We start from the raw sequence: 21,621 nt of genomic DNA on the forward strand, positions 1-21,621 counted from the left end.
GAATAGGTGAAGAATGACAACCGGCAACACGATGCAGGTCGATCCGAGGGTCGCCCTGCAAGAAGCGAACGCGCGCGAAGAATTCTTTAAGCAGCGCAACCTCTTTCTTGCTCAGTCGCACGCCTCTGCTGCGGCTGAAATCGCTCGGCTGAATGCGAAAATCGACGGCTTGGAAGCTGATCTGCGCCTTGCTCGCGGCGAGGAAGAGGAACCCACTGACGGAGGCTTGGAATAATGGCGGGCGAAGCTTACTACAACACCGGTACAGCGACGGTCGCGGTTAACTCCAAGACCGTCACTGGAACCGGCACGAACTGGCTGTCAGCCGTAGGCGGTTTGACCGCCATCAAGGCTGGCGACAAGTTTGGCATTCATGTCGGCCGGCCGATCATCATTGCGTCGGTCGACAGCAACACGCAGCTGACGCTTGAGGATAACTGGCCGGGTCCGGCGCAGACAAACGCCGCTTACAAGATCGAGCTAACCAACCCGGACGTGATCGCTGTTGAAGCGATGCGGCGCGTGCTCGGTTCGCTCGGCTCTGGCGTGCTGTATGGTCTGTCTCAGCTTCCATCTACGCCAAGCCGCCTGCTGGGGATCGATGAGAACGGTTTGGCCGCACTGCTAAACAGCGCATCGGCTTACGGTCTCCTCGGGACAATTCCGAATGCGCAGATCCCGACGCGGTTGCAAGCGGCAGCTTCATTCGTCACAGCAGCTAATGCGCTCGACAACATCACTGAGAGTGGATGGGTCAAAGTCGCGAGTACAAACCTTGTAACTGTCAACGGACCGTCTGGCGGCGGCTCAGGCATTGTTTTCACTTTAATCCACGACGCATCGGCGGCAACACAAGAGTTTATCAGCGTCACCGCCCAAGGTCGGCGTTGGAATAGGCGCAAACTGTCAAATACATGGACGGTGTGGCAGCAAAGTCAAGTTGGCGATGTAACGGACATTTCCAGTATTACATCCGGCACTTTTCGCGGCTGGAATTTTGGAGATTTGGCCGCAAGCCCTACGCTTGACGCAAACAACCTCGTCGGAAACGGCCTGTTTTCAGCAGCAAATGGGAGCACAAATACACCCATAGGCACTAGCGGGTGGGGCTACATCCTTCAATTCCAAAGGGCGTCAGATAGAAAAACGCAAATCTTCTTTGATAGCATCACATCTAACGTCCGAATTTACACGAGAATTCAGCTAACGGCGGGTTGGACGGCGTGGCGCGAGCTTCCGATAGGTCAAACAAGCGCAACCGATGCCACTGCGGGCGCTGCAATGCTTGTCGGGGCGTTTGGCTTGGGCGGCACTGGCACGTTGTTGACGAGCACGGATGATCTTAACTCACTTCCCGACATTTCAGCGACCTATCGCTGGGGTGGCACTTCAGTTCCGACAAATGCACCTGAAAGCGGAAGTTTTATTTTGAAACAAACTGCTTTCGGCGTCGGCGGAAGTGAGCAAACCGCGTGTAATCTAAGCACCGGAACCAATGTTTGGTATCGAAAGGAAGCGGGCGGTGTGTGGACCTCTTGGACCCGCATCGACGGCGATGTGTCCGGCCCTGCTGTTGCCATCGATAACGCACCTGTCGGGTTCAGCGGTACGAGCGGCAAAACCATCAAGCAGATTACCGGACCTGTAGCAGCGCTTCATGCTGTCACCGGGGCCGCGAACAAGCTGGCGTACTTCACGGGCGCGGCGGCTATGGCGACTACCGACCTTACTGCCTTCGCCCGCACCTTGCTCGATGATGCCGACGCGGCAGCAGCTTGGGTCACCCTCGGCGCAGGTCAGTCATTGGCCGCAAACGGATGGCAGCGCCTGCCGAGTGGGCTGATACTTCAATGGGGTTCTGCGACCACAAGTGCGGGTAACTTGACGGTCGCCTTTCCGACTGCGTTCCCGACCGCATGTTACGGCGTTTTCGCAAACGTCAATCTCGCGCAGGCGTCCGCAACAGTGATGTACTCCGCGTGGGCGGACACATGGACGCTGAGCAATTTTGCTCTGCGCACGCGTTATGTCGCAGGCGGAACTGTGGCCGCTGACAACATGCCCGCAAACTATTGGGCAGTGGGGAGGTAAGAATGGAAAACGAGACCGACGAGCCGGTAGTTTCCGAGCACGCTTCAATGACATCCGGCGAAACGTTGCCGGATGTGATTGAGTTGCCGGAAGCGATCTTTGCGACCTTCGCGGATGACGGTTTCCCGACCGGGTTTTATTCGACCATCGTTGTTGGTGATGATTATCCAGATGAGGCGATTGAAATCACTCCAGAGCAATGGCTTGAGTTCGTAAATAATTCCGGCCGACGCAAATGGGTGGATGGCGAAGTGGTGGAGTACAACCCACCCATTGAACCTACGCCACCTTCGCCAATTACACGGCGTCAACTTCGCCTCACATTGGTTCGCAACGGTATCTCTATTGCTGGCGTCGACGCTGCTATCGCGGCAATGCCTGATGGGCTTGCGAAGGAAGAAGCCCAAATCGAATGGGCCGACGCCAGCACCTTCAACCGCGACCATCCGACGCTTTTGCTTATTGCTGCCGCTCTCGGTCTAACCGACGAGCAGATTGACGCCATGTGGGCGGAAGCCGTCACGGCTTAAACACTCTCGAAAATCAGGAGAACATCATGGCTCGGGAAACGCTTCCCGTCGCTCTCGACCTTATGTTTGGGCTTTCAACTGGGTTGCCGCATCGACTGGGGATTGCCCACGGTATTTCACCCTAGCGTGCAGAGCTTTGTAGTTGACACCTACCAAAGCAGCGAAGTCCTTGAGGATGACATGACGCCCCTCGAACTCCACAAGAACATTATTCGTCCTTGTGCGCGCCTGCTGCCGGTGTGAGGTCCAACGGCAATTCCGCGGCTCGTAATGGCCATCCACGTTAACCCGATCAAGTGTCATGCGAGGTGGACATTCCCCCATATCGCGAAGGAACGTTTCGAAGCTCTCGCGCCACTCTCGGCACATGGTGATTCCCCTTCCACCATAGTTATCGAACTTTGGGTCATTGGGGTTTTCGCAACGCGATTTAGCATGCTGATAGGCCTTTAAAGTGCGGGACGTTTTGCGCCCGACCTTGTGCCCGTGCGTCAATGATCGCTCCCGAATTAGCTCTGTCCTAAGGCAACCGCAACTGGTGCTACGACCAGCCCTGACGGCGTCGAGGTAAATCGACGTCTCATTCCCGCAATCGCAAAGAAAACGCCATTTCGTGTGTCGTCCGGATGGTTCGCGGCTGATAGCTACCAGCCGCCCATAACGCTGCCCAGTGATATCTAAAGCTCGCATAGGTTTTCCATACTTTGTTGAACCAAAGAAAGTCTATCAGATGAGAGAAACACTTCCAATCGCCTTGGAACTAATGTTCGGCCATGAAGGCGGATACACCAACCATAAGGGCGACAAAGGCAATTACCTCAACGGAGTTCTCGTCGGGACGAAGTTTGGGATTACGGGAAAGACGCTTGCGGCTCATCGTGGCGTTGCATCTGTCACGGCTGAACAGGTCAAGGCGATGACGCGCGAGGAAGCCACTGAAATCTATCGCCGGTCCTACTGGACGCAGAGTGGAGGCGATCTGCTGCCCAAAGGACTCGATTATGCAGCCTTTGACTTTGGCGTGAACTCCGGACCTGCTACCGCAGTCCGGCGCCTGCAGAAGGTTCTCGGCGTTCGCGAGGACGGCGTTGTGGGCGAGCAGACCGTGGCGGCTGTCAAGGCATACCCCGGCGGTATCGCCAAGCTCATCCACGCCTACTGCGACGAACGCATGGCCTATCTTCGCAGCTTGACCAATGCAAAGACCGGCTTCCCGGTCAATGGCCGTGGCTGGACAATCCGTGTCACTGGCAAGGATCCGAAAGGCCAGTGGGCTGATCAGCTCGGCGTTGTCGGTAATGCAGTTCGTCTGGCTACGCTCAGCGCCGATATGGTCAAGGACGTGAAGGTGCCGGAGGAAGGCAAGGCGAAAGCCGATGTTCGCGACACGGGGCTTATCGAGGTGATCAAGAAGCCGGAAGCATGGGGACCGCTTGGCGGCTTCCTGTCGGCGGCCGGCGCAATCTTTGCCGGATCCGGCCCGGTGCAGTGGGCGCTCGCTGCATTGATGATCGGCGGGGCATCCTTGGCTTCATTTATCTAGTCAAGCGGGTGAGGGCGGCATGATCTGGGCGCTTATCCCTAACTGGCTCAAGATCGCCGCTGGTGGGCTTCTCTGTGTCGGTGTGGTGGCTGTCTCATCTTACCTCGCAGGAAAGCGCGTCCAGCGCGCCGAGATGGCCACAGAGACACTGACGAAGACCGTCGAAGTCCTCCAATCAAGGAACGATACCAATGTGGAAATCAATTCTTCCGCTGCTGCTGAGCTGTGCGCTAATTACGGGCTGCCAGACGCCGAACACCTCGAATGTGTGCGCCGGGTGGAGCAAGCTTCAGCCGACGCTCGAAACAGCAGTGAAGATCACAATGGACGATCGGCAATTCGCTAACCAGGTCGCGAGCCATAACGCACATGGGAGTCGCCAAGGGTGCTGGAAGTGAGCGCGCCCGGTTACAGAGGTGTTGGTATGTGGGTGCGCATCCAGCATCGGTTCGGTCCGAGAATGACGGAATGGTTCATGGCGCTGCACATGATCGGGTTCGGCTGGGTGCTTTTGCTGCCGACGCAGACATTCAATCTCCCGCAGTTCTAGACCTTCCGGCAGCTTTTCCCATCTGAATCGTTTCTCGGCTGGCTGATGGCGATCGTCGGATGCTTGCGCATCATTGGCCTGGTCATCAATGGCGCCAAGGAAAAGGTTACACCCCAGATCAGGCAGTTCTCAGCTGGGGTAGGTTGCATCATCTGGACAGGCATAACATACGGCTTCGCATCCTCTGATGTCGTGAGCACGTGGATCGCCATTTATCCGCTTTTTGCTTTTGGCGAGCTCGTCAACATAAACCGCGCCGCTCGCGACCAAGGGGAAATCAGGAATGGAACAGCTGGCTAATTTGCCGACGCCCGCTCTCATCACCTTTGGTGCAACTCTCGCAATAATCTTCGGGGTTCGGTATCTCGGGCTTTGGCAAGGTGCAAAAACGCCTCCTGCCACGTCACCGGCGGCCGCTCAGGTTGCTGCGGTGATCGTAGACCCTACAGCCCTGAATAACGCCACACGCGCGCTTGAGGCGCATACCGAGGCCGTTCATGAAATGACCGAGACCATGAAAGACTCAGGCAGGTCGTTTTCGAATATGGCTATCGAGATGGACCGGATCCGTGAAGAGCTCCGCATCCAGCGAGAGGTGGCTAGGAGGCCTTGAACATATCCCGCTGGGGTAGTGCTCCAATGCTTGGAAACACTAGCGCTTGAGGCCGATAAGCACATCAAGCAACTCTGAGCTGGTCTGGAATACCTTCGAGTTAGCCGTATAGACACGCTGGCTTTCGATCATCTCCGTGAGCTCAGTGGCGATATCTACATTAGAATTTTCCAGCGCCCCCGACACGATCGATCCCATGCTGCCAGAATTTGGATAGGAAATCGTGACGATACCGGAGGCATTGCTTGGCAAATATGCGTTACCATTGACCGGCATAAGGTTATCCGGGCTTGGCACATCGGCCAAGGCGATCTGAAAAAGAGGACGAAGTGCGCCGTCGCCATAGCGCGCCGATACAATCCCGTCATCGGAGATGATAAATCCCGTGGATGCGCTCGCGGAACTTCCATTTACGTTGGCAGCATTGACCGAGAAGGCTGCAGCAAAGTCTGTGGTGCCCGACATATCGAGTGTCATTGCTGCGCCATTCGGTACATCAATAAGAATACTCGGGTTTTCGACAAGCCTCCTTGTCGCCGGGTCAAACTCAAGTAAATCAGTGGCCAAAGGAGCCGAGTTATAAGGAAATCCGCCATTGTTGGCGTCGGCTTGGTTGAATACGGTGACTTCCCAGAAATTGTCAGCGCCCTTAGTGTAGTAAACATCCAGCAAAACGGACTTACCGGAATAATCATAGGCGACGACCGAGGACTTTTGGGAGTACTGACTTAACGCTGAATTGTCGGCGGGGGTAGCACCTAAAACATATGGGGTGACGGTTGGCGCGGCCGCTGGCAGGTTGAGGCTGACCTGTACTCCATCCTCCCATCCCGGCGAGAGGTCTGGAATCGATACCGAGCCACTGAAATCAATCGGCCAGACATCGTTGCTGGGCAAGGTTACGTTGACGAGGCCGCTGCTGGTCATGGCACCGCTCGTTAAGTCGAAGGTCAGCAACTGTTTTGCCAGCGGTGGATCGCCCGCAGGCCCATAGGGAAAACCTCCTGCGGTCGCCTTCGCTCTGTCGTAGATCGAAACTTCCCACGTGTCTGCGCTGAGCTTCGTGTAGTAGACGTCGAGTTGAACGTCCCCGGCAAAACCCGCATAACCCGAGAGGGTCTGCTTAACAAGATAAGTGGAGCTTACTTGGTTTGCGGACGCCGGTACATCGCCAGCGCCACTGTTAATGGCTGGGGCATCGGACGGCATGTTAATCTGAATTTTCATTCCCTGCGACGAGCCACCGCCGGAACCCTGCTGGGAAAGTTTGGAAAAATCCAGGTAATACGGATCGGCCGGATCGGGGTACAGCTTTGGATTGCCGCCAATTATAGCCCCCGTGGACGGATCGAAAGTCAACGTTGTGGTCGCCATGACGATATCGCCACTGTCCAGATCATAAGGGAAGCCGGACGACGTGCCGCTATAATTTACGTAGGCAGTGATCTCCCACGTGTTTTCGGTAAGCGGTGTGCCGCTGGCACATTGAATTCGCGCCCATATCAAACATGCAATTGCGGCGCGGACATTTTACAGGATCATGCTTGATCACTTGATGGCGCGTATCTGGCTCATGCGGGTCGAATTTTGTAGAAATGAGCACGGATAGTCGCTAGATATTGCCCACAGCGCGTGCTGCGGTGCTGCGGGTTCCCCCGAAATCCACGGAGACTACGATCAACCTCTCACAAGGAGCGCGAACCCATGTCTTCGACGATGTCCAAGGGCCGCATTCAATCCACTCTCCGCCACTTTCTCGATAACGAGGCATCAGGCGGTGTCATCCTGATGTTCGTTGCCGCAATGGCAATCGCGACAGCGAATTCGCCGATGGCGGATGCGTATTTCAATATCCTTCATGTCTATATCGGGCCGCTCAGCATCCAGCACTGGATCAATGACGCACTGATGGCTGTCTTCTTCTTGCTGGTGGGACTGGAAATAAAGCGAGAGATGCTGGACGGTCAGCTATCGACCTGGAGCAGACGCATCCTGCCGGGAGCCGCCGCCGCCGGAGGGATGGTGTTTCCGGCGCTGTTCTACATTTACTTTAACTGGAACGATGCGTCCGCGCTCAGGGGATGGGCCATTCCGACGGCGACCGATATCGCTTTTGCGCTCGGCGTGCTGTCGCTGTTCGGGAAACGTGTCCCGGCATCGCTGAAAATCTTTCTGGCCGCGTTGGCAATCATCGATGATCTTGGGGCAGTCATCGTAATTGCGCTGTTCTATACCGCCGACCTCAACCTGCTGGCACTTTCCGGCGCGGCTATTGTCGTCGGCAACCTCATCATCTTTAACCGGATGGGCGTAAAGGCACTGTGGCCCTACCTGGTGCTGGGTGCAGTGCTATGGGTTCTGGTGTTCTCATCCGGCGTCCATGCTACGCTGGCGGGTGTCGTACTGGCGCTTACGATTCCGTTGAAACTCACGCCGGGCACTCCGGAAGCCACTCATGCAGAATCTCCTTTGCATAAGCTGGAGCACCATCTTCACAAGCCGGTGGCGTTTGCCATCGTGCCGATCTTCGGCTTTGCCAATGCTGGTGTCTCATTTGCCGGGGTTTCGATGTCGATTGTCACCGAGCCGCTGACCATGGGTGTCGCCGCCGGGCTGCTGCTCGGAAAACTGGTCGGCGTTCTTGGCACGGTTGCAGTTCTTGTAAACCTCAAACTTGCCGAACTTCCTGCACAAGCGAGCTGGGGACAGATGGCCGGGGTGGCACTCTTGTGCGGTATCGGCTTCACCATGTCTCTGTTTATCGGACTGCTGGCATTCAACGATCCGAACGTCCAGGATCACGTGAAAATCGGCATTCTGCTGGGTTCACTGACATCGGGCTTGATTGGTGCGGTTTTGCTCACCGCATTTGGCCGTCGATCCGAGACTTAAATCGGGCGCTCCACGGTAGCAGGTCATCGATCTGACTCTGCTTGTGGCCGTTGGCGATGGCGGTCAGGGTGGTGCTCATGTAGGCGAACGGCTCGACAGCATTGAGCTTGCAGGTTTCGATGAGTGAGGCGATTGTCGCCCAGTTCTCCGCTCCCGCATCGTGTCCCGCGAAGAGAGCGTTCTTCCGGTTCAACGCAATTGGTCTGATGGTCCGCTCAACCGTATTGTTGTCGATCTCGATGCGGCCGTCTGTCAGGAAGAGCTTCAAACCATCCCAGTATTTGTTGATGTAGGCCAAGGCCTCGCCAAGCGGGGACTTGGTCGCGACACGGCTACGGTGATGGTCAAGCCAGGCCTGCATGTCGGCGACGACCCGCGCTGAGCGTTCCTGTCGTCCAGCAAGACGAGCCGTTAGATCACGGCGTCGTAGCTCGGCTTCAATGCGATACAGCTCCCCGATCCGTTTGACGCCGTCCTCGGCAATGGGTGCTGATCCGTTGCGCGTGATCTCTACCAGCTTGCGCCGTGCGTGGGCCCAGCAATAGGCCAGCCGAATGTCCGGCCCAACGCGCTCTGGTGCGATCAGTCTGTTGTATCCGGCATAGCCATCCACCTGCAGGATGCCGGAGAAGCCCTGCAATATACGTTCGGCATGAATGCCCCCGCGACCGGGAGCGTAGGTGAAGGCCACGCCCGGTGGAGCGCCGCCGCCCCATGGGCGATCATCCCGCGCCAGCGCCCAGAAGTATCCGGTCTTGGTCTTGCGCGAGCCGGGATCGAGAACCGGGGCACGGGTCTCGTCCATGAACAGCTTGGTAGAGCGCTTCAGGTCGGCGATCAGAGCATCAAAGACCGGACCGAGTTCGAATGCCGCCCGCCCGACCCAATCGGCGAGCGTCGAACGGTCGAGATCGATACCCTGGCGGCTCATGATCTGTGCCTGCCGATAAAGCGGCAGGTGATCGGCGTATTTGGACACCAACACATGCGCGATAGTCGCCTCGGTCGGCAATCCGGCGTGGATCAATCGTGCAGACGCTGGAGCTTGAGATACGCCATCGGTGCAGGCACGGCAGGCATATTTGGGACGACGAGTGACGATGACGCGGAACTGTGCCGGGATGATATCGAGTCGCTCGGACACGTCTTCCCCGATGCAATGCAGGCCGCCGCCACAGTTGCAGATCAAGCTTTCGGGCTCGATGATCTCCTCGACACGAGGAAGGTGGGCGGGAAGAGAGCCACGATTGGCGGCGCGAGTTTTGGGGTGCGGCTTACCTGGAGCGCTGTCGGCCTCGTCTTCGGCATGGATCGCCGCAATGGCCGTTTCTAGGTCTTCCAGTGCAAGATCGAATTGCTCAGGATCGACCTTCTCGGATTTGCGGCCAAAGGCGGCTTGTTTGAAAGCAGCGACCAGTTTCTCCAGCCGTTCGATCCGCTCGTCCTTGCGGACTTCACGAAGCTGGGAGGCAATCAGCATCGCCTTCAGGGCAGCAATATCGTCTGGAAGATCGACCGCATCCAACATGCTGGAATCTTATCAAATTGGGCGGCATCACGCCGCCGGAATTTGCGAACCGAGTCATCGTGACGCACCTATTCGATTGCGGTTGGCGCTCGTGCCTCTACGGACCGAACCCGACGCCAGTCGAGCCCGGCAAACAGCGCTTCGAACTGGGCATGTCCCAAGGTCATTAGGCCGTCCCGGATGTCTGGCCAGGTAAACGTATGCTCCTCCAATCGCTTGTAGGCCATCACCAGACCGCTGCCATCCCAGTAAATCAGCTTCAATCGGTCCGCCTTGCGTGACCGGAATACGAAGACCGTCCCCGTGAATGGGTCCTTGTGCAGTTCGTTCTTGACCAGCGCCGCCAATCCATCGTGACCCTTGCGGAAATCGACAGGCTTGGTCGCCACCATGATCCGAACCCGGTTCGAGGGAAAGATCATGCCGGAACCGCACAGGCACGTGCGACAGCGGCGATCCGGGAGGCGGACGCGCCTTCTTCCAAGCGGATCGTGACAGCGCCGACGATGATCTCGGGACGGCTGGCTTTCTTGAGGGACGGCTCCGCAACGGGTGGATCGACGATCACCGCCGCGAACTCCATCGCATCCTCGGGTGCAGGCAAAACCAGCTTGCCCTGCCGTGCCATCGTCCGCCAGGTGGATAGGTGGTTCGGCTTCAGGCCATATCGCTCTGCCACCTCATTCACCAACGCTCCGGGCCGAAGGCTTTCCGAAACGATCTGCGCCTTGACGTCGTCCGGCCAGTGCCGCTGCGGCTCACGCCCAGACTTCCTGGTCGTGAGAAACTCCAACGTACTCTCCATGGAGAAACTCCCTTTGCTCATCCATGGAAAGCGGATCACAGATCAGGACGGACAGAACAATGTGGGAGCGGGACACCGGTTACTGTTTTCGTTGATCTTGGTGAAATAGATGTCACTGCGCCCGGTCTCATCTATGTTGACCGTTTGAAAACTGTACCCGGAGTTTGAAGTATTCTGCGAAGGAGGAAGACCGGCTACCCCGGTGCCGACCGGATCAGCGTCAGCCGGAAGGTTGACGTTCAGTACACCCTTGGTCGAGGGCGTTACCATTAGGCTGCCGCCGTCGAACTTGACTGGTGACAGGCCATTGAATCCATTTACTACCACTGTGGGTTCGGCTCCATCCTGAAAAGGATATCCGAGCACTTTGTATCCAGCCGCATTAACTAGATAGCCTTCGCTGTCCTGCGTGAATGATCCTGCTCGCGTTAGGTATGGCGTGCCGACTGCATCCTCTACGATGAAGAAACCGGCTCCTTGAATGGAGAGATCCGTTTTCGATGTCGTATAAGAAAGTCCGCCTTGTTCGGATATCGCGTACCTGACACTCGGTGAAACACCGCCAGATGAATAGCTTCCTTGGGAGGAGGGAAAGACCATGGAAGAGAAACTTGTGGAGGCACGTTTGTAGCCGGTTGTGCCGGCATTGGCGATATTATCACCGACTGCTCCAAGGCGATTGGCTTGAGCGTTCATGCCCGAGATGCCAGTTTTCATCGTGCCGAACAAACTCATGATAGGACTCCCCGCAAATAAACAACTAGAAAGAGCAGTAAAAAACGAGGCTTGCGTGGAACTAACCGGCAAGAGCGATCTGCTACTGAAGACGGGGGTTGTAGATGCCTATCGAGCAAGAAGCGCAATCAGCTCCAAAGCGGGGACGCAGAATCTGGCCATGGCTGCTGGCCTGCGCACTGATCTCGCTCATCGCCGCTGGTATCTACGCGTATCTGGAAATCACTGCGATGATCGAGGGTCTAGGCCGGCTCTGGGATGACCTGGTGCAGTTGTTTTGGCTGATCGTGCCGGACGGCGATAAATAAGAATTCGAGCAAAAAGAAACCCGCCATTAGCGGCGGGTCCCTTCAACGATACGCAATACAGATTTCGGCGCAGTCTTCTGGTCCGCGCAATCTCATGCTGAACCATCATGGTTAAAGCCGGATTAACGGGGCAAAAAGAAACCCGCCGGAGCGGGTCACTTGCTTAAACATCTAATCTCTGTTGAGGATCTTCTGGAGGTAGTGGGAGATCATCGATGAGGCGGAGAGATACAGAACTTCCAGCAAGATACTTCCCCAAGTTTGGGTCATCCGTATAAAGTTCGCTTGCGCCTCGAACGATAGCTGTTGCGGCTATCATCGCGTCGTACTTCATCGTGACTTTCCAATGCGTCGCCCGGTCCTGTGGCGTTAGATTTGCTTGATGGAAGGCTATTCGCTCACCTGTTTCGATCGCTATGACTTCATCGAACGATTGGACAGTGAAACCTTTGAGCCGACGCAGGGTTTCTACAACCTCTTCAATCTTTTCTGCGCGACCGGCAACAAGCTCCGCGATGGATGGAGAAGGGACCATTACCACCGTGTTTGTTTTAGAGAGGCCCTGAACAAAGTGTTTAACTCTTTCAACCCGCCCGTTGTCCTGGGTGCTGTCTGGGTCAATCATCAGAACAAGGAAAACAGTGTCAACGACGATCATGCGTGGCGAAGCTCATCAACTGCTTGGACAATATTTTTGCCGCCTTCCGGGGGGAGAAGGCTTCTAAGTTTACCCAATGTTTCAACCAGAGGCTCCTCATCAAGAACTTCGAATGAAGTCGCATAGAGGTTGTCCAGAAACCATTTCCCGGACGTGTCACGCCGCCACCTACCATCTCCGCTTACTCTGACGTGCTGGTGAAAGAGCTTCGCCAGTGAGATAGCATGCACCGCATCTATCGAAATGCGAGCGTTCAGATCCCCGTCGATCTCCAAGCCAATCTTCACCTTGTCGCCTGTTCCTTCAATGCGAATAAGCCGGCCTTGAACTGATGTGTGTTGGTTGACTACTCGGATAACCTTTGATGCTTTCGTTGCCCCTGGAAAGGATATAAGCTCGCCTCCCTTGGGCAGGGGCATTTCTGCCGTCCAACCATCTTCGGCCAGAAATTCGTTTAGTTTGCGCCATGGGGCAGCAGCTTCCGCATCGTTATCATTCTGTGCCGCCTCTCGTATCCGAGGTGAAATAATCGCGACACTTTGCTCTTCAGCGAACGCTACGATGCTTACACTTTGGTCACGAATTTCCTTGAAATGCACGCTCTCCGAAGCTCCCATTAGCTTCGCGAGTTCGGCCATATATACGGCGAGGCGGCCCATCGGTATTGTATCTGGCTTAGGTCCGATAATGCGGAAAGAGTATTCAAGCGAGTGGTTCAATCTTTCCTCCGCAGTTCGAGTTAATTTATTCCATGGAAGCCTAACGCTTCATTAAGCCAAAATGATGCCATTCAAACGTCAGTATGGGAAATCAACTCTCACTTCTTCTTCACCTCGTCCCGCTTCATTCCGGCATCGCTGCCATTTATGATTCTATGTGTCTCATCGGCGGCCTTGCTGGCTTCCTCGGCCGCTGCGCTTGCCCTAGCTTCAGCCTCGGCTTGTTCTGCCGGCGTCCGTGTTGGGTAGTCCCCTTGTGCTCGCTCCCCGATGGTAAACCACTGATCTACCGTCAGCAGGCCAATAAAAATAGCGATGGCCACAACCGCAAAAAGTCCGCAGATGAGACGTGCCGGGCTCATCATTTCCGGTAGCCGCTCACAGCTTTGTTAGCCTCGTCTCGTTTCTTTCGCTCCAGCTCGCCTGCGCCGAGTGTGGTCATGTTCGACACTACGTCGTTCATTTGGATGCTTCCTTGGCACCTGTAGCATTTTTCGCCACAGGGACGCCGCATCCTTTCGTCTTCAAGTTTGCCTCGATCGCATTAACCTTGCCTTTGGCAACAGCGACTTGGCCCTCCTTGTCGCCGCCGAACGTGCTCGACATCGGCACGCCGACGAGGAAAACACCAACCGCATCGCCGGTAGCGGCGTCGTGCTGTTGCTTTGAAACGGCAGAGAGCGATGCTTGTTCTTTCAAGTACTCGCGAGCCAGTGCCTGGCAATCCAGATTGCTGTAAGCTGCCATTGGCACGTCCACAGGGACAATTGCGTCTGGTCTTTTCGCGCACGAAGAAACGGCCAGCCCGCAGGCCAGCAACAGTAGAGTATATCTCATGTAATCCCCAGTTCCCCTGACGACTTATGCGTCGTCAAGGCCAAGCTTCACTACAACCTGGCTGGAGAGTCAATAACTCCCGGCAACCGGTAATGAATATTTCTGCGCCTGATGGCGGGCGGAAGGCGTGCAGTGGAAAAGAGTACGGCCGAGTGGAAGGCTTCAGGTAGGGCCTCCTTTAGTATTTGCGATGGGATCGAGTTACGCGGGGATTTGTTGTGTTGTCATCAGGTTGATCTGGGCTTCCGCTACTGTAACTGCGCAAGCGGCGGATAGCATTTATCAAATACTGGATCCAGCAAATCCGCACCCTTATGAGAGTTTGCACGCCCGGCCAAGTGGTTCGGCGGGCATAGTTATCCACCGTTTGCCCCGAACCTGAGCACACCGTTGTGGATGTTAATCGAGTGTAAATGGTCAGCTCAAGCTCGGTTGGAACCGTGTTCTCGTCGTCGCCTACAATAGCTGTATCGCGATTTTGCGAGAAGGAGCCACGATGCAGGATAATGTAAGAGTTATTTCACCCGTGAGTATCGCCGGTCTTACGGCAAACGTGCCGGCGACGGGTATGCCGATTTTCGAATTGGTCCGCCCATCCGATCTGTACGTCGATCCCACCTACCAAAGAAACGTAAGCGAAAAAGGAATGCGGCAAATACGTCGTATAATCGAGAACTTTGAGTGGACGAAGTATAAGCCGCCGATTTGCGCTTACGCCGAATGGGACGGTAAAACCATTCTGAAAGTGCTTGATGGACAGCACACGGCGATCGCCGCCGCCTCTAATCCGAACCTGGACGCAATCCCGGTCATGATTGTCGAGGCTGAAAGCACGGTGGAACAAGCCAAGGCCTTTATCGGACAAAACACCGATCGCCTTGGCGTGACAAACCTCCAACTCCATCAAGCAGCTATCGCGTCTGGCGACGAGGATGCCCAAACCATCGAGTTGGTCTGCGCTCGCGCAAACGTCAAAATTCTCAAGACAACAAATGCTTACACAGGAACTGGTTCTCGTCAAACAATAGCGATCAAGCAAATCGCGGCGATGATCGGGAGGCGTGGTGCGGCCCTCTCGCGGGAGATACTGGAGGTCTTGGCGAACGCCGATCGTGGTCCCTTAACCGCGCCGCAGATAAAAGCGGTTGAACTGCTTCTCACGGACCCGGAATACTGCGAAAAAATCACTGGCGACGACCTTACCGAAGCAATTGTTGATTTGTTGACGACAGCTGAGGAGGAAGCGAAGCTGTTGGCCGTGACTCACAAAATCCAGTTTTGGAAAGCTCTAGCCGTCACGTGGTTCAGGAAATGCAAGAAGCGTCGCCAGTCGATCGCTAAAGCTGCCTGACGAGCAGTCATAGAACTCGCAGGATCCCATCGCGGCGATGCTTCGCTCGCTACAACTATACCCGCCGGCAGCATAGTATTGACAGCGGGTTCCTGTGAGCTTGTGGCTTTCCCCGAAGTTCTTAGTCTCCGTAAAGGAGATGCAGATCAATTGCACCAATCAATGCGGTGCTCTGGGCGCCATTCTCGCGCTAATCCTTCCGACATAAGAACCTGCCCAGCTTCCCGGCCGTCGGGGAGGTATATGTTCACGAGCGGCCGGCGGCTTTGCGTCCGGTCCCTCGCGCCGCTGTCCTCAATGCGAGGCACGCCGGCCAGCAGCAGTTCTTTCAGCCTGGCTTTCGTCTTCATCGCCAGATCCCGCTCAAACTCGCATTTGGCACGGCTTCCCATTTCGGGAGCATCCACGCCAGACTTGAACGGCACCCCGCCCCCGAGCAGGCGCATGTTTTGGCCGTCGCAGTTGATGGTGTCGCCGTCGATCACCACAAGCGATGCGCATGCTACACCTTCACCAGAATAAGGCAGTGCCGGAGCGGAACTCACAATTAGGGCGAAGGCTATCGCTTCAGGTCTGAGGGGATGTTTCATTCTCATATGGCTGCTGACCCGGAGTTCTTCTCGTTTGCAGCATTCTCGGTTGTTGATTTGTTTTTAGTCCGTTCCAAATCCTCTTTGATTTGGTCGACGTATTTTTTCATTGATTTCAGCATCTTAATCCGCCAGACGCCAAGCGAAATAAGCTCGTCTTCGTCCTGTCGGCTGTCGAAACCAGAACGGTCTCCCGCTACCACTTTTCTTCATACGAAAAAACCATACCTCACCGTGCAGCGCGGGAGTTCGTTGCTTGTCTCGGTGGAAAATAGCAATGGATCAAGCGCCTTCGCCGGCGAATCTCGCCCAAAAAAAGGGAAACCCGCTTACTGCTGAAATGCAGCCAGCGGGCCTCAACCTCTACCCCCTCCCACAAGGGCGGCTGCACAAAAGCACACTGAATGAAATATGGCAAGATCAAGGCGTCATATTGTTGCTGCTGACAGGGTTGTTCTGCCATTCAGCGGCGTAAGACGGGGCTCTCACCCGTAGTCTTAAAGGGGCGGGCGCAGGAGGCGACTTTAAAGAGGGTAAAAAAAATGCCCGCTGGCAGCGGGCAATCAGAGGGAACTGAGGTTAGGAGCCTCAGCGTTCAAACGGCCATCCTCGATATAGGTTCCGCCCGGGGGACAATTTTTGTACCGCTCGCACACAGACAATATGAAGCCGATGACGCCGAAACGAAAACCGCCGCTGCGAAAAAAATAAACACCCGAAAGGTCGTGACTTGTGTCCGACCTGAGAGTCTGATTCAAAACTATCTCGTGTAATTTCATGCTCTTGCGATACGGCGTGTGAAGAGCTGGATTGATGCGATGAACAGCCAGGCGGTTGCTGAGGCGATGGTTTGTTCGAAGTCCTTGGCGAGACGTCGGTTGCGGCTGAGCCATGCGAAGGTTCGTTCCACCACCCAGCGGCGCGGCAGCACCTCGAAGCCTTTCGCGGCGTCGGACCGCTTGATGATTTCGATGGTCCATTTGCTCTTTCCGATCTTGCGCAGTGCCTCCCGGAGCTTGTCACCGGCATACCCACCATCGGCGAAGACGTGCCGCAGCCACGGGAAGCGGCGGATTATTTCGGCGAGGACGAACGGTGCCCCGTCGCGATCCTGGATGTCGGCGGTGTGGATCACAGCATGAACCAGGTTGCCGTCTGTGTCGGTCAGGATGTGGCGCTTGCGCCCCTTGATTTTCTTGCCCGCATCGTAGCCCCGAGGCCCGCCGCTCTCGGTGGTTTTGACACTCTGGCTGTCGATCACTCCTGCACTGGGCGACGCTTCGCGCCCTGCCGCTTCCCGGCCGATCAGAAGCAGAGCATGATTGAGCGAAAGCCACAGACCATTGTCGCGCCACAGGTAGAACCAGCGTCGTACCGTCGAGACCGGAGGAAAGCAGGGCGGCAACATCCGCCAAGGCAGCCCTCCGCGCAGCAGATACAGGATCGCCTCGACGATGCGCCGCAGCGGCCACTTCCGCGGACGCCCAACCTGTGAAGGCTGCGGAAGAAACGGCTCCAGCACGGCCCATTCCGCGTCAGTCAAATCGCTTGGCAAAGTCAGCTGTGCACGGGCATACTGCGCCCGAGTGGTGTCGGTCCACATCGTCGAACTCCGGAAGTTTGTTGCAAAACCCCGTGAATCAGCGACTTGGGATGGCGTCAAGCTAACCCGCTGACACCACTCAACTTAATTTCGGATCAGGCTCCGAGAGATAGGTGACGTTTTGTACCGGAGACATGGGTAACACTTTTCGCTTTGCGGGAGGTGTTGATGCCGTGGAGAGAGACTTCGGTTATGGAGGAACGTCTGCGCTTTGTCGCCCGCCTATTGGAGGGCGAAGGAATGAGCGAGGTGTGCCGGGATTTCGGCATATCGCGCAAGACCGGCTACAAGATATTCAATCGCTACAAAGACGACGGGCTTGAAGCTCTGACAGACAGATCCCGGCGTCCGGTTCGCTACGCCAACCAACTTCCCGATCCCGTTGAGGCCATGATCGTGCGTCTCAAAAAGGAGAAGCCGCATTGGGGTGCGCGCAAGATCCGCGAGTTGCTGGTGAAGAAGCTCGCCGGAGATGTCCGCATTCCGGCGAGCAGCACCGTGCACGCGGTGCTTGACCGCCATGGCCTTGTGCGCCAGGCCCGCAAGAGGAACCGGGCAAGCAAGGCCATGGGCACCACGCTGTCTGAGGCCGTCAATGCCAACGATCTGTGGTGCGCCGACTTCAAAGGCGAGTTCAAACTTGGGGACGGTCGTTATTGTTACCCATTGACCGTAACCGATCAGGCATCACGCTATCTATTGGCTTGCGAAGCCTTCGAATCGACACGCGAGCAAGCCGTGATCGAAGCCTTCCGCCGCCTGTTTGTCGAGCATGGTCTGCCTCAGGCGATCCGCTCGGACAACGGGCTGCCTTTTGCCTCACCAAACGGGCTCTACAATCTGTCGAAGCTGTCGGTCTTCTGGTTGAGGCTTGGGATCGCGATCGAGCGCATCAAACCGGGCCATCCCCAGCAGAACGGCCTGCATGAGCGTATGCATCTGACATTGAAGAAGGAAGCAACGAGACCGCCCGAACGTAGCCTTCTCCAGCAACAGGTACGCTTCGATGCATTCGTCAGCGAATTCAATGGTGAGAGGCCCCATGAGGCGATCGGTATGAAAGTGCCTGCTGATCTCTACAATGCCTCTTTGCGCCCATACCTTGGCCTGCCGGAGATCGAGTATCCCTTCCATGATCGTGACATCATCGTCACCAATTGTGGACGTGCCTGCCTCTATCGCAAGAAGATCAACATATCGACCGTCCTGGCCAGACAGAAACTGGGACTAAAGGAGGTGGAAGACGGCATTTGGCTCGTCAGCTTCATGCATTATGATCTAGGATATATCGATCTGGAACAGAGAACACTGCAAACCATCGACAATCCGTTCGGCACGAGATTGTCACCTATGTCTTAGGTACAAACTGTTACCTATGTCTTCGGTTCGGACACATTGAGAAACTGGAGCGGGCGAAGGGATTTGAACCCTCGACCCCAACCTTGGCAAGGTTGTGCTCTACCCCTGAGCTACACCCGCTCAAATCCACCGGTCCGGGGTAGTATGCTGAACCGTGGGCCGCCGAAGCGGCGACGGGCGCTATATCGCTCAATCGATTTTGGAATGCAACAGGGAAATGACAAAAACGCGAAAATTTCTTTGAGAAATGCGACAAGCGGCGGAAAAGATTGATAATTTTTCCTGCAGCCGATTTTTCCCGCGTTGCCAATAGGCGGCTGCCCCCTTAATCATGACGCAACGACAATGGAATCGGCAGAGGCAGGTGGCAGCATATGGCGGAGAATTCTCGCAAGACGGCAGCGGAGCTGTTCGAATTTCTCGATGGGCTTGGAATTTCGCACACCACGAAACAGCACGAGCCTGTCTTTACCGTCGCGGAATCGCAGTCATTGCGCGACCTGATCCCCGGCGGCCACACAAAGAACCTCTTTGTAAAGGACAAGAAGGACCAGTACTTCGTTCTGACCGTGGAAGAAAACGCGGTGGTGGATCTGAAAAGCGTCCATAAGATCATCGGTGCTGCAAGCCGCGTGTCCTTCGGCCGGCCGGAAAAAATGCTCGAATATCTGGGTGTGGTGCCGGGTTCGGTCACGGTGTTCGGCGCAATCAACGACACGGACCGGCAGGTCACCTTTGTGTTGGATAGCGCGCTGCTGGAAAACGAACTTGTCAATGGCCACCCGCTCTCCAACGACCAGACGACGACAATCGCATCCGCGGATCTCATTCGCTTTCTCGAGGCGACCGGACATACGCCGCTTGTCTTGAAAGTCAGCGAGTGAGATACGATCTTTGCTTCAATCAAGACATATGACAGAGGTTACGGGAGACCGGCATGAGCGACACGAATAATCCTTACGGCGGTTCCTACGGCGGGCAGATGTCCGCAAGCGCGCACTATAGTGGCGAGCTGAATGGTGCGTCCTCCGGACACATCAAGGACACAACGACGGCTGGTTTCTCCAAGGACGTTCTGGAAGAGTCACGTCGTCAGCCAGTTCTCGTGGATTTCTGGGCGCCCTGGTGCGGCCCGTGCAAACAGCTGACGCCCGTGCTCGAGAAAGTCGTCAACGAAGCGAATGGCCGCGTGAAGCTCGTGAAGCTGAACATTGACGACCACCCGTCCATTCCCGGCCAGCTCGGCATCCAGTCCATTCCGGCAATCGTCGCTTTTGCGGATGGCCGGCCGGTCGACGGCTTCATGGGCGCGGTGCCGGAAAGCCAGATCAAGCAGTTCATCGAAAAGATTGCCGGCCCTGATGCAGGCGACCCCAAGGCGGAGATCGAGGCCGTTCTGACCGAAGCGAAACAGCTTCTGGCCGATGGCGATTTTAACGGCGCGGCACAGCTCTTTGGCGCCGTCATGCAGGCGGATCCGGAAAACCCCGCAGCGATTGCCGGCATTGCCGAATGCATGATCGCCGCCGGACAATATGAGCGGGCCAGTGAATTGCTGTCGTCACTGCCGGCGGAACTCAATGAGGATGCGGGCATTCAGCTCGTTTCGAAAAAGATCGCCCAATATGAGGAAGCCCGCAAGATCGGCGATCCCGTGGCGCTGGAAAGCGAACTGGCAGCCGACCCGGATCGACACGAGGCACGGGTTAAGCTTGCAAAGGTGCTGAATGCGCAGGGCCGGCGCGACGAGGCGGCGGATCATCTGCTCTACGTCATGCGTAAGGATCGGACCTTCGACGACGACGGCGCGCGCCGCCAGCTTCTCGAATTTTTCGAGGCCTGGGGCTTTAAGGATCCGGCGACCGTCGCGGGCCGCCGGAAGCTTTCGTCGATACTGTTTTCTTAATGCGGGCATATCCCGGCCAGGCGGTTGATCCGCCGGCCGGCAGCAGTGAACAGGGGGCTTGATTCCCATGCATGTCGGAAATGCAAGATATGTGAAGAGCGACGACCTGCCGGAAACCGTGCCGGTTTTTCCCCTTCCCGGTGCTCTTCTGTTGCCGGAAGGCCATCTTCCACTCAATATCTTCGAGCCAAGATATCTTGCCATGATCGACACGGCGTTGGCGGGTCACCGTCTCATCGGCATGGTGCAGCCAGCCCTTCATGTCATTGAATCGGGCCTGGAGGGCGGGCCGTTGAGTGCGGTTGTGTGCCTTGGCCGCATCACCTCCTTTTCCGAAACCGGCGATGGCCGTTACATCATCTCGCTCACCGGTGTGTGCCGTTTCCGTCTGCTGGAGGAGGTGGAGGCCGGCAAGCCCTATCGCAGTTTCCGTCACGCGCCCTTCATCGCCGATCTCTCCGGCGAATACGATGAGGAGGCCGTGGACCGTGAAAACCTGCTGCGGGTGTTCCGCTCGTTTCTGGATGCCAACCAGCTGGAAGCGGATTGGGAGAGTGTGGAAAGGGCCGGCAACCGTGTTCTGGTCAATTCGCTTTCCATGATGTCTCCCTTTGGACCCGCCGAAAAACAGGCGCTGCTGGAAGCGCCCGATCTCAAGACGCGGGCCGAAACATTGATCGCCATCACCGAGATCGTTCTTGCCCAGGGATCGGGTGAGGGCGGCAACGTGCTGCAGTAGGATCGCCGCCATGGACGACAGGATGAACAACGTCGATCCGAAGCTTCTCGAATTGCTTGTCTGCCCTTTGACGAAGGGCCGCCTTTCCTATGACCGTGCCCGCAATGAACTCATCTCCGAAAATGCGCGGCTTGCTTATCCAATTCGTGACGGTGTGCCGATCATGCTCATCTCGGAAGCGCGTAAAATAGAGGACTAATCGCAGCTTCTTTTACTCTCCACAGATTGTCATGGCGCGAATTGACGAAGATGCGTTGACAACCA

At 56.2% G+C, this 21,621-nt stretch carries 27 protein-coding genes, 1 tRNA gene and 1 pseudogene; 17 read left to right on the forward strand and 12 right to left on the reverse strand.

The window, feature by feature from the left end:
- The first annotated feature begins 13 nt into the window (after window positions 1-13).
- The 8 genes from EGT36_RS23205 (at window position 14) to EGT36_RS23235 (ending at window position 5,327) form a co-directional block, all read left to right on the forward strand.
- Entirely contained in the window at window positions 14-235 is a 222-nt protein-coding gene (locus EGT36_RS23205) for a hypothetical protein (protein WP_125271137.1), read from the forward strand.
- Window positions 235-2,091: a pyocin knob domain-containing protein gene (locus EGT36_RS23210; RefSeq protein ID WP_125271138.1), complete on the forward strand. Its 1,857-nt coding sequence runs from the start codon at window positions 235-237 to the stop codon at window positions 2,089-2,091. Before EGT36_RS23205 ends, EGT36_RS23210 begins: the two co-directional genes overlap by 1 nt.
- Before the next feature lie 2 nt (window positions 2,092-2,093).
- Complete coding sequence (locus EGT36_RS23215; RefSeq protein ID WP_125271139.1) at window positions 2,094-2,621, forward strand: hypothetical protein; 528 nt, start codon at window positions 2,094-2,096, stop codon at window positions 2,619-2,621.
- A 730-nt stretch (window positions 2,622-3,351) separates the two neighbouring features.
- Window positions 3,352-4,164: a glycoside hydrolase family 108 protein gene (locus tag EGT36_RS23220; RefSeq protein WP_286084332.1), complete on the forward strand. Its 813-nt coding sequence runs from the start codon at window positions 3,352-3,354 to the stop codon at window positions 4,162-4,164.
- Between the two features lie 19 nt (window positions 4,165-4,183).
- The gene (locus EGT36_RS30640) at window positions 4,184-4,510 is read left to right on the forward strand and encodes a hypothetical protein (protein ID WP_172965701.1); all 327 of its coding nucleotides are present in this window, start codon (window positions 4,184-4,186) and stop codon (window positions 4,508-4,510) included.
- A gap of 39 nt (window positions 4,511-4,549) precedes the next feature.
- Complete coding sequence (locus tag EGT36_RS30645; protein ID WP_172965702.1) at window positions 4,550-4,714, forward strand: hypothetical protein; 165 nt, start codon at window positions 4,550-4,552, stop codon at window positions 4,712-4,714.
- A gap of 45 nt (window positions 4,715-4,759) precedes the next feature.
- Window positions 4,760-5,014, forward strand: a complete 255-nt coding sequence (locus EGT36_RS23230) for a hypothetical protein (protein WP_125271141.1) — start codon at window positions 4,760-4,762, stop codon at window positions 5,012-5,014.
- Window positions 4,998-5,327, forward strand: coding sequence for a hypothetical protein (locus tag EGT36_RS23235; protein ID WP_125271142.1), 330 nt, complete (start codon window positions 4,998-5,000; stop codon window positions 5,325-5,327). The genes EGT36_RS23230 and EGT36_RS23235 overlap by 17 nt, the downstream gene beginning before the upstream one ends.
- A 39-nt stretch (window positions 5,328-5,366) precedes the next feature.
- Here EGT36_RS23235 and EGT36_RS23240 read toward each other — a convergent pair whose 3' ends face one another.
- Window positions 5,367-6,701, reverse strand: a complete 1,335-nt coding sequence (locus EGT36_RS23240) for a flagellar hook-basal body complex protein (protein WP_125271143.1) — start codon at window positions 6,699-6,701, stop codon at window positions 5,367-5,369.
- Window positions 6,702-7,031: 330 nt separating this feature from the next.
- On the opposite strand from EGT36_RS23240, the gene nhaA reads away from it, so the two are divergent.
- On the forward strand, window positions 7,032-8,219 hold the full coding sequence (gene nhaA / locus EGT36_RS23245) for a Na+/H+ antiporter NhaA (protein WP_125270076.1): 1,188 nt from the start codon (window positions 7,032-7,034) through the stop codon (window positions 8,217-8,219).
- On the opposite strand, the gene tnpC is transcribed toward nhaA, so the two are convergent.
- The 4 genes and pseudogenes from tnpC to EGT36_RS23260 all read right to left on the reverse strand — a co-directional run.
- A complete protein-coding gene (tnpC, locus tag EGT36_RS23250) occupies window positions 8,188-9,747 on the reverse strand; it encodes an IS66 family transposase (protein ID WP_125270077.1) in 1,560 nt (519 codons plus the stop codon). The two genes, nhaA and tnpC, sit on opposite strands and share 32 nt — an antisense overlap.
- A gap of 68 nt (window positions 9,748-9,815) precedes the next feature.
- Complete coding sequence (gene tnpB / locus EGT36_RS30350) at window positions 9,816-10,169, reverse strand: IS66 family insertion sequence element accessory protein TnpB (protein ID WP_133308182.1); 354 nt, start codon at window positions 10,167-10,169, stop codon at window positions 9,816-9,818.
- A complete protein-coding gene (gene tnpA, locus EGT36_RS30355; RefSeq protein ID WP_286083554.1) occupies window positions 10,166-10,552 on the reverse strand; it encodes an IS66-like element accessory protein TnpA in 387 nt (128 codons plus the stop codon). Before tnpA ends, tnpB begins: the two co-directional genes overlap by 4 nt.
- A gap of 81 nt (window positions 10,553-10,633) precedes the next feature.
- A pseudogene (locus EGT36_RS23260) lies at window positions 10,634-11,287 on the reverse strand (flagellar hook-basal body complex protein); the annotation flags it as partial.
- Window positions 11,288-11,391: 104 nt separating this feature from the next.
- Here EGT36_RS23260 and EGT36_RS23265 point away from each other — a divergent pair.
- On the forward strand, window positions 11,392-11,595 hold the full coding sequence (locus tag EGT36_RS23265) for a hypothetical protein (RefSeq protein WP_125271145.1): 204 nt from the start codon (window positions 11,392-11,394) through the stop codon (window positions 11,593-11,595).
- Between the two features lie 163 nt (window positions 11,596-11,758).
- Here EGT36_RS23265 and EGT36_RS23270 read toward each other — a convergent pair whose 3' ends face one another.
- From EGT36_RS23270 to EGT36_RS23285, 4 genes are all read right to left on the reverse strand, one after another.
- Window positions 11,759-12,253: a type II toxin-antitoxin system VapC family toxin gene (locus tag EGT36_RS23270; RefSeq protein ID WP_125271146.1), complete on the reverse strand. Its 495-nt coding sequence runs from the start codon at window positions 12,251-12,253 to the stop codon at window positions 11,759-11,761.
- Entirely contained in the window at window positions 12,250-12,972 is a 723-nt protein-coding gene (locus EGT36_RS23275) for a hypothetical protein (protein WP_125271147.1), read from the reverse strand. The genes EGT36_RS23270 and EGT36_RS23275 overlap by 4 nt, the downstream gene beginning before the upstream one ends.
- 98 nt (window positions 12,973-13,070) lie before the next feature.
- Window positions 13,071-13,337 carry a hypothetical protein gene (locus EGT36_RS23280; RefSeq protein ID WP_125271148.1) on the reverse strand — a complete coding sequence of 89 codons (267 nt, stop codon included), beginning with the start codon at window positions 13,335-13,337 and terminating at the stop codon, window positions 13,071-13,073.
- A gap of 94 nt (window positions 13,338-13,431) precedes the next feature.
- Window positions 13,432-13,719, reverse strand: a complete 288-nt coding sequence (locus EGT36_RS23285) for a hypothetical protein (protein ID WP_502697447.1) — start codon at window positions 13,717-13,719, stop codon at window positions 13,432-13,434.
- Window positions 13,720-14,305: 586 nt separating this feature from the next.
- Between EGT36_RS23285 and EGT36_RS23290 the strand changes: the two genes are divergently transcribed.
- A complete protein-coding gene (locus EGT36_RS23290) occupies window positions 14,306-15,160 on the forward strand; it encodes a ParB N-terminal domain-containing protein (RefSeq protein WP_125271150.1) in 855 nt (284 codons plus the stop codon).
- Window positions 15,161-15,306: 146 nt separating this feature from the next.
- On the opposite strand, the gene EGT36_RS23295 is transcribed toward EGT36_RS23290, so the two are convergent.
- Window positions 15,307-15,750, reverse strand: a complete 444-nt coding sequence (locus EGT36_RS23295; RefSeq protein WP_353505583.1) for a thermonuclease family protein — start codon at window positions 15,748-15,750, stop codon at window positions 15,307-15,309.
- A gap of 6 nt (window positions 15,751-15,756) precedes the next feature.
- On the opposite strand from EGT36_RS23295, the gene EGT36_RS30825 reads away from it, so the two are divergent.
- Window positions 15,757-16,089 (forward strand): hypothetical protein, encoded by a 333-nt coding sequence (locus EGT36_RS30825; protein ID WP_125271151.1) that lies wholly within the window; start codon window positions 15,757-15,759, stop codon window positions 16,087-16,089.
- 436 nt (window positions 16,090-16,525) lie between these two features.
- On the opposite strand, the gene EGT36_RS23305 is transcribed toward EGT36_RS30825, so the two are convergent.
- Entirely contained in the window at window positions 16,526-17,353 is an 828-nt protein-coding gene (locus tag EGT36_RS23305) for an IS5 family transposase (RefSeq protein ID WP_067489441.1), read from the reverse strand.
- Between the two features lie 168 nt (window positions 17,354-17,521).
- On the opposite strand from EGT36_RS23305, the gene EGT36_RS23310 reads away from it, so the two are divergent.
- A complete protein-coding gene (locus EGT36_RS23310; RefSeq protein ID WP_125271152.1) occupies window positions 17,522-18,712 on the forward strand; it encodes an IS481 family transposase in 1,191 nt (396 codons plus the stop codon).
- Between the two features lie 45 nt (window positions 18,713-18,757).
- On the opposite strand, the gene EGT36_RS23315 is transcribed toward EGT36_RS23310, so the two are convergent.
- Window positions 18,758-18,832: transfer RNA gene (locus EGT36_RS23315), tRNA-Gly, on the reverse strand.
- A 254-nt stretch (window positions 18,833-19,086) separates the two neighbouring features.
- Between EGT36_RS23315 and EGT36_RS23320 the strand changes: the two genes are divergently transcribed.
- From EGT36_RS23320 to EGT36_RS23335, 4 genes are all read left to right on the forward strand, one after another.
- Complete coding sequence (locus tag EGT36_RS23320; protein WP_004445709.1) at window positions 19,087-19,596, forward strand: prolyl-tRNA synthetase associated domain-containing protein; 510 nt, start codon at window positions 19,087-19,089, stop codon at window positions 19,594-19,596.
- Between the two features lie 53 nt (window positions 19,597-19,649).
- Complete coding sequence (trxA, locus tag EGT36_RS23325) at window positions 19,650-20,618, forward strand: thioredoxin (RefSeq protein WP_022563036.1); 969 nt, start codon at window positions 19,650-19,652, stop codon at window positions 20,616-20,618.
- A gap of 67 nt (window positions 20,619-20,685) precedes the next feature.
- Window positions 20,686-21,357 carry an LON peptidase substrate-binding domain-containing protein gene (locus EGT36_RS23330; protein ID WP_172965704.1) on the forward strand — a complete coding sequence of 224 codons (672 nt, stop codon included), beginning with the start codon at window positions 20,686-20,688 and terminating at the stop codon, window positions 21,355-21,357.
- Between the two features lie 10 nt (window positions 21,358-21,367).
- Window positions 21,368-21,556: a Trm112 family protein gene (locus EGT36_RS23335; protein ID WP_004445702.1), complete on the forward strand. Its 189-nt coding sequence runs from the start codon at window positions 21,368-21,370 to the stop codon at window positions 21,554-21,556.
- Window positions 21,557-21,621 lie beyond the last annotated feature (65 nt).

It is taken from the genome of Agrobacterium sp. FDAARGOS_525, assembly GCF_003938925.1.
Classification (GTDB): Bacteria; Pseudomonadota; Alphaproteobacteria; order Rhizobiales; family Rhizobiaceae; genus Agrobacterium; species Agrobacterium pusense.

Excerpts from the sequence above, each read along its gene's own strand:
- EGT36_RS23205 (WP_125271137.1), top strand. The coding sequence starts at position 14 with ATGACAACCGGCAACACGATGCAGGTCGATCCGAGGGTCGCCCTGCAA.
- EGT36_RS23210 (WP_125271138.1), top strand. The coding sequence starts at position 235 with ATGGCGGGCGAAGCTTACTACAACACCGGTACAGCGACGGTCGCGGTT.
- EGT36_RS23215 (WP_125271139.1), top strand. The coding sequence starts at position 2,094 with ATGGAAAACGAGACCGACGAGCCGGTAGTTTCCGAGCACGCTTCAATG.
- EGT36_RS23220 (WP_286084332.1), top strand. The coding sequence starts at position 3,352 with ATGAGAGAAACACTTCCAATCGCCTTGGAACTAATGTTCGGCCATGAA.
- EGT36_RS30640 (WP_172965701.1), top strand. The coding sequence starts at position 4,184 with ATGATCTGGGCGCTTATCCCTAACTGGCTCAAGATCGCCGCTGGTGGG.
- EGT36_RS23230 (WP_125271141.1), top strand. The coding sequence starts at position 4,760 with ATGGCGATCGTCGGATGCTTGCGCATCATTGGCCTGGTCATCAATGGC.
- EGT36_RS23235 (WP_125271142.1), top strand. The coding sequence starts at position 4,998 with ATGGAACAGCTGGCTAATTTGCCGACGCCCGCTCTCATCACCTTTGGT.
- EGT36_RS23240 (WP_125271143.1), bottom strand. The coding sequence starts at position 6,701 with ATGGCGACCACAACGTTGACTTTCGATCCGTCCACGGGGGCTATAATT.
- nhaA (WP_125270076.1), top strand. The coding sequence starts at position 7,032 with ATGTCTTCGACGATGTCCAAGGGCCGCATTCAATCCACTCTCCGCCAC.
- tnpC (WP_125270077.1), bottom strand. The coding sequence starts at position 9,747 with ATGTTGGATGCGGTCGATCTTCCAGACGATATTGCTGCCCTGAAGGCG.
- tnpB (WP_133308182.1), bottom strand. The coding sequence starts at position 10,169 with ATGATCTTTCCCTCGAACCGGGTTCGGATCATGGTGGCGACCAAGCCT.
- tnpA (WP_286083554.1), bottom strand. The coding sequence starts at position 10,552 with ATGGAGAGTACGTTGGAGTTTCTCACGACCAGGAAGTCTGGGCGTGAG.
- EGT36_RS23265 (WP_125271145.1), top strand. The coding sequence starts at position 11,392 with ATGCCTATCGAGCAAGAAGCGCAATCAGCTCCAAAGCGGGGACGCAGA.
- EGT36_RS23270 (WP_125271146.1), bottom strand. The coding sequence starts at position 12,253 with ATGATCGTCGTTGACACTGTTTTCCTTGTTCTGATGATTGACCCAGAC.
- EGT36_RS23280 (WP_125271148.1), bottom strand. The coding sequence starts at position 13,337 with ATGATGAGCCCGGCACGTCTCATCTGCGGACTTTTTGCGGTTGTGGCC.
- EGT36_RS23285 (WP_502697447.1), bottom strand. The coding sequence starts at position 13,719 with ATGGCAGCTTACAGCAATCTGGATTGCCAGGCACTGGCTCGCGAGTAC.
- EGT36_RS23290 (WP_125271150.1), top strand. The coding sequence starts at position 14,306 with ATGCAGGATAATGTAAGAGTTATTTCACCCGTGAGTATCGCCGGTCTT.
- EGT36_RS23295 (WP_353505583.1), bottom strand. The coding sequence starts at position 15,750 with ATGAAACATCCCCTCAGACCTGAAGCGATAGCCTTCGCCCTAATTGTG.
- EGT36_RS30825 (WP_125271151.1), top strand. The coding sequence starts at position 15,757 with ATGGCTGCTGACCCGGAGTTCTTCTCGTTTGCAGCATTCTCGGTTGTT.
- EGT36_RS23305 (WP_067489441.1), bottom strand. The coding sequence starts at position 17,353 with ATGTGGACCGACACCACTCGGGCGCAGTATGCCCGTGCACAGCTGACT.
- EGT36_RS23310 (WP_125271152.1), top strand. The coding sequence starts at position 17,522 with ATGCCGTGGAGAGAGACTTCGGTTATGGAGGAACGTCTGCGCTTTGTC.
- EGT36_RS23320 (WP_004445709.1), top strand. The coding sequence starts at position 19,087 with ATGGCGGAGAATTCTCGCAAGACGGCAGCGGAGCTGTTCGAATTTCTC.
- trxA (WP_022563036.1), top strand. The coding sequence starts at position 19,650 with ATGAGCGACACGAATAATCCTTACGGCGGTTCCTACGGCGGGCAGATG.
- EGT36_RS23330 (WP_172965704.1), top strand. The coding sequence starts at position 20,686 with ATGCATGTCGGAAATGCAAGATATGTGAAGAGCGACGACCTGCCGGAA.
- EGT36_RS23335 (WP_004445702.1), top strand. The coding sequence starts at position 21,368 with ATGGACGACAGGATGAACAACGTCGATCCGAAGCTTCTCGAATTGCTT.